We start from the raw sequence: 6,390 nt of genomic DNA, 5'->3' as shown, positions 1-6,390 counted from the left end.
CCAGCAACCTGCTTGCAGCCCAACCGACCACCGGCCGGGGCGGACGCCACACCCACCCGAGTCACCCCATTCAACTGCCGCGCCCCACCCGCGCCGACACGAGTCCGCACGTCGACCCCGCAGACCATCCGGCCACCGGCGGGGGTGCTCGCGTGCGTGGGAATGGGGATGTCGCACCAACGACCGTCCCCGCACCCGCCGAGCCAGAGGCCGCGCCACCCCTAAACAGACCGCGCCCCACCCACTCACCCGACAGCCACCGAACCCACCCGCACCACTCCCCCACCCCCCGTGCAGGGCGTTTTTCTTTGGGCCGTCCCCCTACAAGCGTCAGCGGTGGGCCGGGGCGGCGGGTCAAGGGGAGCCCGAAGGGCTCTCGCGCAGCGACGCGACCGCAGGGAGCGCCCTTGACGCGCCGTCACGGCCCACCGACACTCAAGCGCCCGAGACGGCCCGAAACCCCCAGAAGCAAGCCTTGTGTCGCGTCAACCCAACTACGACCGACGGCTTTCGTCAGGGAGAAAGGGGGGGTTAGCACCACTGCCACGGGCCTTCCCCGCTCCGTAGCGTTGTCACCATGGAAGCCCGCGACCCTGAGCTGAAGAAGGAACTCGACGCTACCTTGCATGCGCGCAAGGAGCTGGGAGACGACTACGAGTCCGCGCTCGTCGAGTCGTTCCTGGAGAAGGTCGAGCAGCGCCTCGACGATACGGTCGACCGCCGCGTCCGGCGCCAGCTGGCCGAGCAGCAGGTGGTTGTCGCCAGAGGCAGCACCAAGTCGCCGCAGGGCGCGTCGAGTTTCGGCGAGCGGTTCGGGTTCGGCGCGGTGTCGCTGGTCCTCGCCATCCCGCTCTCGGCGATCGGCGTCGCCAACGCGGGCATCGACGGCCTGGTCGTCGCCTGGCTCGGCATCGTCGGCGTCAACGCCGTCCACGCCGCCCGTGGACTGCCCTGGCAGCGACGGAGCCGTCAGAAGTCCGACTGGGAGGACTGACAATGAAACAGAGAAGTAAAAAATGAAGTAAAAAATATCGCGGAGACCGCCGCACCCCCGGTTGCCCAGGGGGCGGGACGACGGCGGTCCCCGCGAGGGGCGCGGGCCGGGTTCAGGGCCGGCCTCGCGTCCAGGCGTCCGTGGAGGTCCGGGAGCCGCTCCGGTTGTCCTTGACGCCGACAACAACCAATGTGCCGGAGTCTTGTTAAGCCGGTGCTGCGCGAACGTGTCGCCCTCGTACCACTTTTGCGAAGCCCCGGCCAAGCCGCAGCCAAGCCCCGGCCAAGCCACCGCTAAGCCGCCACTACGCCTGCGGCTTCGCCAGGAATGCCAGCAAGTCCTGTCGGCTCACCACACCCGTCGGCTTCCCCTCGACCAGCACAATCGCCGCGTCGTGCTGCCCCTTGCTGCCCAGCACGGCCATCAGGTCCTCCACCGGCTCCCCCGACCCCACCTGCGGCAGCGGTGCGCTCATGTGCTTCTCCAGCCTGTCGCCCAGCTGCGCGCGCTGCGCGAACAGGGCATCCAGCAGCTCGCGTTCGACGACCGAGCCGATGACCTCCGCGGCCATGACGTCCGGGTGACCCGCGCCCGGCTTCACGATCGGCATCTGCGAGACGCCGTACTCGCGCAGTACGTCGATCGCCTCACCGACGGTCTCCTCCGGGTGCATGTGCACCAGGCCCGGCATGTCGCCCTCCTTGTGCCGCAGGACGTCACCGACGCTCGCGTGCGTCCCCGACTCCTCCAGGAAGCCGTAGTCCGCCATCCACTCGTCGTTGAAGATCTTGCTGAGGTAGCCGCGGCCACTGTCCGGCAGGAGTACGACCACCACATCGTCCGGGCCGAGGCGCTCCGCCACCCGCAGCGCGCCGACGACCGCCATGCCGCAGGAGCCGCCGACCAGCAGGCCCTCCTCCTTGGCGAGGCGCCGCGTCATCTGGAACGAGTCCTTGTCCGACACCGCGACGATCTCATCCGTCACAGTCGCGTCGTACGCCGACGGCCAGAAGTCCTCACCGACGCCCTCGACGAGATACGGACGCCCCGAGCCGCCCGAATACACCGAGCCCTCCGGGTCCGCACCGATCACCTTGACCTTGCCGCCGCTGACTTCCTTCAGGTAGCGCCCCGTCCCCGTGATCGTGCCGCCGGTGCCGACGCCCGCCACGAAGTGCGTGATCTTCCCGTCCGTCTGCGTCCACAGCTCGGGACCCGTCGTCTCGTAATGCGAGCGCGGGTTGTTCGGGTTGCTGTACTGGTCGGGCTTCCAGGCGCCCGGCGTCTCGGTGACCAGACGGTCGGAGACGTTGTAGTACGAGTCGGGGTGCTCGGGGTCGACTGCCGTGGGGCATACGACGACCTCGGCGCCGTATGCGCGCAGCACATTGATCTTGTCCGTGGACACCTTGTCCGGGCAGACGAAGATGCACTTGTAGCCCTTCTGCTGCGCCACGATGGCGAGACCGACACCCGTATTGCCGGACGTCGGCTCGACGATCGTGCCGCCGGGCTTGAGGGCGCCGCTTTCCTCCGCCGCTTCGATCATGCGCAGGGCGATCCGGTCCTTCACGGATCCGCCGGGGTTGAAGTACTCGACCTTGGCCAGGACTGTTGCCTGGATGCCGGCCGTCACGCTGCCCAGCCTCACAAGCGGGGTGTTGCCGACGAGGGTGATCATCGAGTCGTGAAATTGCACGATGCGCTCCGGGGTCTCCGTAATGGTGCTGCCCAGCGTAGAGCGCCAACGACGGTGCGTTCACGTTCGGGCGCGATTGAAGAGAGGCCACTACCGGGCAGTAAGCACTTGAGCGGAGTGAGCGGGTGGCTCGAGGCCTGGAGGAGGTGGCTGCGACTGTGTCGAGAGCAAGGGTGGCACGGCGGATCGCCGCTGGCGCGGCGTACGGCGGGGGCGGGATCGGACTGGTCGGCGCGGCGGCGGTGGGGATTTTCCTTGCCGAGGTCCAGCTGGCCAAACGGTCGGTGGGCGGCGGCCGGGCGCCGGTACCACCACTGGCGGACGGGCTGTACGGGATGCCGCTGGCCGGGTATCCCATGGATGCCCCGCTGCGGCTCGCCATGTTCGGCGACTCGACGGCGGCCGGACAGGGCGTACGCCGGGCCGGGCAGACACCGGGAGCGCTGCTCGCGTCCGGTCTCGCGGCGGTGGCGGAGCGTCCGGTCGTACTCCGCAATGTGGCGCAGCCCGGGGCGCAGTCGGACGACCTGGAGCGCCAGGTCTCGGCGCTGCTGGCGGACCGTGAGCGGCTGCCCGACGTCTGCGTGATCATGGTCGGCGCGAATGACGTGACGCACCGGATGCCGGCCACGCAGTCGGTCCGTTACCTCGCCTCGGCGGTACGCCGCCTCCGCACGGCGGGGGCGGAAGTCGTGGTCGGGACGTGCCCCGACCTGGGCACGATCGAGCCCGTCTACCAGCCGTTGCGGTGGCTGGCCCGGCGCGTGTCGCGACAGCTCGCGGCGGCGCAGACGATCGGGGTGGTGGAGCAGGGCGGGCGGACGGTGTCGCTGGGCGATCTGCTGGGGCCCGAGTTCCTGGCCAACCCCCGTGAGCTGTTCGGGCCGGACAATTACCACCCCTCGGCGGAGGGCTACGCGACCGCGGCGATGGCCGTACTGCCGACGGTGTGCGCGGCGCTGGGTCTGTGGCCGGAGTCGGACCGGCTGGACGCCTCGCGCGACGAGGACATGCTGCCGGTCGCCAAGGCGGCGGCGGAGGCGGCGGAGGCCGCCGGTACGGAGGTGACGGGCGCCCGGGCCCCCTGGGCCCTCCTGAAGCACCGCCGTCGCCGCCGCCTCCCCACCCCGGCGGAACCGGCCGCCCAGCGGGAGCCGCGCCGGGCGCTGTGAGGGGTGCGGGGGGACTGGGGCTCCGCCCCAGACCCTCCCGGGAAGGACCACCGACTGAGCGGGCGCTTAGAAAAGAGGCCCGCATCACATCACCAGGTCGGTGACCCAGGCCATACGTGCGGGTAACTTCCCAGCTAGCCCTGCGTACCGCCTTCTCGCCCTCATGGAGCCGTCATGCCCGAAGCCGTGATCGTTTCCACCGCCCGTTCGCCCATCGGCCGCGCCTTCAAGGGCTCGCTGAAGGACCTGCGGCCCGACGACCTGACCGCCACCATCATTCAGGCCGCCCTCGCCAAGGTGCCCGAGCTCGACCCCCGTGACATCGACGACCTCATGCTCGGCTGCGGCCTCCCCGGCGGCGAGCAGGGACACAACCTGGGGCGGATCGTCGCCGTACAGATGGGGATGGACCACCTCCCGGGCTGCACCATCACCCGTTACTGCTCCTCCTCCCTCCAGACCTCCCGCATGGCGCTGCACGCCATCAAGGCCGGCGAGGGTGACGTCTTCATCTCCGCCGGTGTCGAGATGGTCTCCCGCTCCATCAAGGGCAGCTCCGACGGCATGCCCGACACCCACAACCCCCTCTTCGCCGAGGCCGAGGCCCGTACCGCCGCCGTCGCGCAGACCGAGGGCGCCGACTGGCACGACCCGCGCGAGGACGGCCTGCTCCCCGACGCGTACATCGCGATGGGCCAGACCGCCGAGAACCTCGCCCGCCTCAAGGGCATCTCCCGCGCCGAGATGGACGAGTTCGGCGTACGGTCGCAGAACCTCGCCGAGCAGGCCATCAAGAACGGCTTCTGGGAGCGCGAGATCACCCCGGTCACCACCCCCGACGGGACTGTCGTGTCGCAGGACGACGGGCCGCGCGCCGGTGTCACCCTCGAAGGCGTCCAGGGCCTCAAGCCCGTCTTCCGCCCCGACGGCCGCGTCACCGCCGCCAACTGCTGCCCGCTCAACGACGGCGCCGCCGCCCTCGTCATCATGAGCGACACCAAGGCCCGTGAGCTGGGGCTGACGCCGCTGGCGCGCATCGTCTCGACCGGCGTCTCCGGGCTGTCTCCCGAGATCATGGGTTACGGACCCGTGGAGGCCAGCAAGCAGGCGCTCAAGCGCGCCGGTCTGAGCATCGGCGACATCGACCTCGCCGAGATCAACGAGGCCTTCGCCGCCCAGGTCATCCCCTCCTACCAGGACCTCGGCCTGGACCTGGACAAGCTCAACGTCAACGGTGGCGCCATCGCCGTCGGCCACCCCTTCGGTATGACCGGCGCCCGCATCACCGGCACGCTGATCAACAGCCTCCAGTTCCACGACAAGCAGTTCGGCCTGGAGACGATGTGCGTGGGCGGCGGCCAGGGCATGGCCATGGTCATCGAGCGCCTCAGCTGAACCTGAGTACGCCGGCCGCACCCGGTTCGTAACCCAATCTCCCCCAGGATGTGATCTATCTCCTGGGGGAGAGGCATATCCCCAGGTCAATGCCGGTTACGGGCTGAACGAGCGGCGGAAAGAACTGTCCAATTCGTGACGTAATGCACTGACAGATGGCGCGCACTCACCTCAAGCTGATGTAGGAAGTCGGGGGATCGATGAAACCGGGAGTAAGTCAGTGAGCGCCATGCCTCTTGCCCTGCTGCTTACCACGGCCGCCGCCACGGCCGTGGGCGCCGCTGCCCTGCACGCAGTCCACGGACTGCGCAAGCAGGTCGCCGCTCTGCGTACCGAGCTGACGGCCGCGGCCGTCAGCCGTTCCGGGGCCGCCGTCCCCCAGCAGACCCGTGCCGCCGAAGCGGACGGGATACGGGCCGCGGTAGCCGAAGCCCTCGCCGAGGAGCGTGAGCGCGAGCTGGCGGAGGCGCGTGCGTTCTGGGCCGCGCAGGAGGCCCGCGACGCCGCCGACGCCCCGTCGCTGCTGGGCGGTCTGCCCGGCCTCGGCGACGAGTCGCCCCCGTTCTTCATCCCGCGCCAGGCGGACTTCACGGGCCTGGAGTCGTTCGACGCGTACGAAGCGCTCGACCGCGCCGATGGCGTCGACGCTTTCGACGGGCTGGACGGGCTGGACGGCCTCGATGGCCTCGATGGGCTCGACGGCGTCGACGACCTCGTCGAGCCGGCCGACGCGTTCCCCGAGGACTCCCCCGAGCTGGCCGCCGCCCGCCGCCGCCACCCCTCGCACCCCGACTTCGTCCCGGTTCAGACACCCGTCGTGGCCGACCACGAGCGCACCGTGACGCGCCTCGAAGAGCTCGCTGCCGCCCGCACCGCGCTCACCGACGTACGCCCGGGGCCGCTCGGCACCCTCGACGTGTACGTCTTCATGGACGGTACGACGCTCTGCATGACCCCCGGCCACCGCGAGACCGCCGAGCGCCTCGCCGAGTCGCTGCGCGTCGGCGAGTCCCCGGTCCTGCTGGGCGGCTCCGGCATCTCCGGTGCGTACGCCCTGACCTTCTCCTGCGGCGAGGAAAGCGTGTACATCCTCGCCGACCGCGTCATCGCGTCGATCTAGCCCCGGCCCC

General features: G+C 70.1%; 5 protein-coding genes. 4 read left to right on the top strand and 1 reads right to left on the bottom strand.

The window, feature by feature from the left end; all coding sequences use genetic code 11:
* Nucleotides 1–577 precede the first annotated feature (577 nt).
* Entirely contained in the window at nt 578–994 is a 417-nt protein-coding gene (locus tag J7E96_RS25660; protein WP_215134240.1) for a hypothetical protein, read from the top strand.
* 304 nt (nt 995–1,298) lie between these two features.
* On the opposite strand, the gene J7E96_RS25655 is transcribed toward J7E96_RS25660, so the two are convergent.
* Nucleotides 1,299–2,693 (bottom strand): cystathionine beta-synthase, encoded by a 1,395-nt coding sequence (locus J7E96_RS25655; protein ID WP_215134238.1) that lies wholly within the window; start codon nt 2,691–2,693, stop codon nt 1,299–1,301.
* 173 nt (nt 2,694–2,866) lie between these two features.
* Between J7E96_RS25655 and J7E96_RS25650 the strand changes: the two genes are divergently transcribed.
* The 3 genes from J7E96_RS25650 to J7E96_RS25640 all read left to right on the top strand — a co-directional run bounded on the left by J7E96_RS25650 (nt 2,867) and on the right by J7E96_RS25640 (nt 6,380).
* The gene (locus J7E96_RS25650) at nt 2,867–3,865 is read left to right on the top strand and encodes an SGNH/GDSL hydrolase family protein (RefSeq protein WP_215134282.1); all 999 of its coding nucleotides are present in this window, start codon (nt 2,867–2,869) and stop codon (nt 3,863–3,865) included.
* 174 nt (nt 3,866–4,039) lie between these two features.
* Nucleotides 4,040–5,260 (top strand): acetyl-CoA C-acetyltransferase, encoded by a 1,221-nt coding sequence (locus J7E96_RS25645; protein WP_215134236.1) that lies wholly within the window; start codon nt 4,040–4,042, stop codon nt 5,258–5,260.
* Nucleotides 5,261–5,489: 229 nt separating this feature from the next.
* Complete coding sequence (locus J7E96_RS25640; RefSeq protein ID WP_215134280.1) at nt 5,490–6,380, top strand: hypothetical protein; 891 nt, start codon at nt 5,490–5,492, stop codon at nt 6,378–6,380.
* The last annotated feature ends 10 nt before the right edge of the window (nt 6,381–6,390 follow it).

This window comes from Streptomyces sp. ISL-96 (assembly GCF_018614035.1).
Taxonomy (GTDB): Bacteria; Actinomycetota; Actinomycetes; order Streptomycetales; family Streptomycetaceae; genus Streptomyces.
This window is presented reverse-complemented; position numbering and strand designations above follow the sequence as displayed.